Here is a 3983-nt window from a genome sequence, read left to right on the forward strand (position 1 = left end):
CTGGCCGGCTATGCCCGCCACCCGAATTTCGGCGGCGTGCTGATGGTCGGCCTGGGTTGCGAGGTCAACCAGCTCACCCTTTACGGCCAAAAGGGCGTCGCGGCGGGAAAGCGGCACTTCAACATCCAGGAGGCCGGCGGCTCGCGCAAATCCGTCGAGCGGGCAATGGGCGTGCTGGCCGAGATCGCCGAGGAAGTCGGCCAGTTGCAGCGCGAACCAATCCCGGTCAGCGAGATCGTCGTCGGCCTGCAATGCGGCGGCTCGGACGGCATGTCCGGCATCACCGCCAACCCGGCGCTGGGGGCGGCGGTCGATATCCTGGCCGGCTGCGGCGGCATCGGCATCCTGTCCGAGACGACCGAGATCTACGGCGCCGAGCATCTGCTTGCCTATCGCGCCGCCTCGCCCGAGATCGCCGCCAAGCTCGATGGCTTTGTGAAATGGTGGGAGGACCATACAGCCAAGCACGGCGCCTCGATCGACAACAATCCCTCGCCGGGCAACAAGCGCGGCGGCCTGACCACGATCCTGGAGAAGTCGCTGGGTGCTGTTGCCAAGGGCGGTCAGACGCCGCTCAACGGCGTCTTCGGTTACGCCGAGAAGGTCAGCGGCAGCGGCTTGGTGTTCATGGACACGCCCGGCTACGATCCGGTCTCGGCCACCGGCCAGGTGGCCGGCGGCGCCAATGTCATCGTCTTCACCACCGGCCGCGGCTCCTGCTTCGGCTGCCGTCCGACGCCGTCGATCAAGGTCGCCACGAACTCGACCATGTACCACCAGATGGAAGAGGACATGGACGTCAATTGCGGTGTCATCGCTTCCGGCGAGAAGACGATCGCCGGCATGGGCCGCGAGATCTTCGAGCTGATCATCGAGACGGCGTCCGGACGCAAGACCAAGAGCGAGGCGTTCGGCTACGGCGACAACGAGTTCGTGCCCTGGCATCTCGGCGCGACGCTCTAAATAGTCGAAACGACCGCCGGTCGAACGGCAAAGGGAGGCTTTGATGAACAAACGCCGGATCGGCACGACCGCGCTCGAAGTCACCGAAGTCAGCTTCGGCGGCGCCGCCATCGGCGGCCTTTATCGCGCCTGTCCGCGCGAGCCCGCAATGGAAACGCTGCAGGCGGCCTGGGACGGCGGGCTGCGTTACTTCGACACCGCGCCCTTCTACGGCTTCGGCCTGTCGGAGCGGCGCACAGGCGATTTCCTGCGTGAGAAGCCGCGCTCCTCCTATGTGCTCTCGACCAAGGTCGGTCGCCTGTTCCGGCCGGTGCCGGAGGACCAGGTTCCCGATCACTCCTATGTCGATCCGCTGCCCTTCGCGCTCGACTACGACTATTCCTATGACGGCATCATGCGCTCAGTGGATTTTTCCTACGCGCGGCTCGGCCTCAACAAGATCGACATCCTGTTCGTCCACGACATCGGCGCCTACACGCATGGCGTCGAGAAGACGAAGCTGCATTTCCGTCAGCTGATGGACGGCGGGCTGAAGGCGCTGGAGGAGCTGAAATCGTCCGGCACGATTTCCGCCTACGGCCTTGGCGTAAACGAGGTCCAGATCTGCCTCGACGTGCTTCGCCGCGCGCCGCTCGACTGCATCCTGCTCGCCAGCCGCTATTCGCTGCTTGATCGCAGCGCCGAGGCCGACCTGCTGCCGCTTTGCCGCGAGCGGCGGACCTCGCTGATCATCGGCGGCGTCTTCAACTCGGGCATATTGGCGACGGGACCGGTGCATGGCGCGCATTTCGATTATCTGCCGGCGAGCAGGGATATTCTCGACCGCGTCAGCGCAATGGAGCGCATCGCCATCGGAGGTGGCTATCCGCTGGCCGCTGCCGCGTTCCAATTCCCTCTGCACGAGCCTGTCGTTGCCTCGGTGCTGACCGGCACCGCCAAGCCCGCGAATCTGACGCGCAATCTCGAACTGCTGGATGTCAAGGTGGCGGCGGCGGAATTTGCCAAATACGATCCTTATACGATCGTCCAGCAGCTTGGCTGAGATGCGGAGGAGCCGGCAGACCGATCAGCTGCCACGCCATCACGCAAACGGCATGAGACACCGCTTGCATCGATCAGGGCAATGCACTATCAAAATCCAGCAAATGTTTTTTATTGATAAAGTTCTGTTTGGCTCGCGCCTATCCAGATGGAGCTTCCGAACCTTCACCGGGCGACCTTAGGGAGGAACCTAATGAAATTCGTAACCAGCCTTCTCAACCGCCGCGCCTTCGTGGCTTTGGCCGCCGCCTCGATGCTCGCCGGTGCGATGCATTCGGCACCCGCCTCGGCGGCCGACGTGACCATCCCGATCATCGTCAAGGACACCACTTCTTTCTACTGGCAGATCGTGCTGGCCGGCGCCCGCAAGGCCGGCAAGGATCTCGGCATCAACGTGCCGGAGCTTGGCGCCCAGGCCGAAACCGACGTCAACGGTCAGATCTCGATCCTCGAGAACGCCGTCGCCGGCAATCCGGCCGCGATCGTGATCGCGCCGACCGAGGCCAAGGCGCTCGGCAAGCCGATCGACGAGGCGGCGACCAAGGTCAAGGTCATCGGCATCGACTCCAGCGCCGAATCCAAGGCCTTCACCTCCTTCCTCACCACCGACAACGTCCAGGGCGGCCGTGTCGCCGCTGACGGTCTCGCTGCCGCGATCGGCGCCGCCAATGGCGGCAAAGTCGAGGGCAAGGTTGCGCTGATCACCGCGCTGCCCGGCGCCGGCTCGCTCGAGCAGCGTGCGCAAGGCTTCAAGGAACAGCTCAAGGCGAAATATCCCGGCCTCGAACTGGTCGCCGACAAATATGCCGACGGTCAGGCCACCACCGGCCTCAACATCGCGACCGACCTGATCACCGCCAATCCGGACCTCAAGGGCATCTTCGCATCGAACCTGATCATGGCGCAGGGCGTTGGCCAGGCGATCGCCGAGAACAACCTCGCCGGCAAGGTGGCGCTGATCGGTTTCGACAGCGACGAGAAGCTGATCAAGTTCCTCAACGACGGCGTCATCTCCGGCCTCGTCGTCCAGGATCCGTACCGGATGGGCTACGACGGCATCAAGACCGCCTTAGCCGCCTCGAAGGGCGAGAAGGTCGAGGCCAATGTCGACACCGGCGCCAATCTCGTGACCAAGGACAACATGAAGGATCCGAAGATCGACGCGCTGCTCAACCCGAAGCTCAACTGATCTTCGCGACATTCGTTTCCGGGGCTTCGCCGCCCCGGAAACATCGCCGCGGACAGTTTGGAAATCCGCCGGCTTGCTTTAGGCTCTGCCTTCTAGATGCGCGCCAGACGCATCGCTGCGTATCCAACGGTTGGATCAATCTGGGAGGATTGTCATGACGTCGACGGCGCAGGAACTGCACCCGCCCCCCACGCTGAAACCGGGCAGGACCATCCTCGAGTTGAAAGGCCTGGAAAAGCGCTATCCCGGCACGCATGCGCTGAAGCCGGTGGACCTTGCCTTCAAGTCGGGCGAGATCCACGCCATCGTCGGCGAGAACGGCGCCGGCAAATCGACGCTGATAAAGCTTTTAACCGGCGTCATGCCGCGCACCTCCGGCGAAGTCGTCTGGGAAGGTAAGCCCGAGGCGCTGGCCACGCCGCACGAGGCGATGGCGCTCGGCATCAATGCCGTCCACCAGGAGGTCGTGCTTTGCCGCCACCTCACCGTCGCCGCCAACATGTTCCTCGGCGAGGAGAATTCCCGCTTCGGTCTCTTGCAGCAGCGCGCCATGGTGAAGGAAGCGCAGAAGATCATCGACGGCCTCGGCTTCGATCTGCCCGCGCATGTCATGCTGGGCGACCTCACCATCGGCCAGCAGCAGCTGATCGCCGCCGCCCGCGCCACGGTACGCGGCACAAAGTTCCTCATCTTCGACGAGCCGACCGCCTACCTCACCCGCAAGGAGGCCGACCAGCTGTTCAAGCTGATCCGCCGGCTAAAGGGCGAAGGTGTCACCATCATCTATATC

Annotated in this window: 4 protein-coding genes; all 4 read left to right on the forward strand. The window is 63.8% G+C overall.

Annotated elements, in window-relative coordinates; genetic code table 11:
- A partial coding sequence (locus tag EOA32_RS34235; RefSeq protein WP_148670000.1) for a UxaA family hydrolase occupies nt 1-963 on the forward strand: 963 nt, incomplete at its 5' end.
- 43 nt (nt 964-1006) lie between these two features.
- The gene (locus EOA32_RS34240; RefSeq protein ID WP_095832427.1) at nt 1007-2005 is read left to right on the forward strand and encodes an aldo/keto reductase; all 999 of its coding nucleotides are present in this window, start codon (nt 1007-1009) and stop codon (nt 2003-2005) included.
- A 192-nt stretch (nt 2006-2197) separates the two neighbouring features.
- Entirely contained in the window at nt 2198-3193 is a 996-nt protein-coding gene (locus EOA32_RS34245; RefSeq protein WP_067004132.1) for an ABC transporter substrate-binding protein, read from the forward strand.
- Nucleotides 3194-3347: 154 nt separating this feature from the next.
- Nucleotides 3348-3983, forward strand: a 636-nt coding sequence (locus EOA32_RS34250) for an ATP-binding cassette domain-containing protein (protein ID WP_145971451.1), incomplete at its 3' end; no start/stop codon positions are given.

This window comes from Mesorhizobium sp. M1A.F.Ca.ET.072.01.1.1, from assembly GCF_004023325.1.
In the GTDB taxonomy this organism is placed as follows: domain Bacteria; phylum Pseudomonadota; class Alphaproteobacteria; order Rhizobiales; family Rhizobiaceae; genus Mesorhizobium.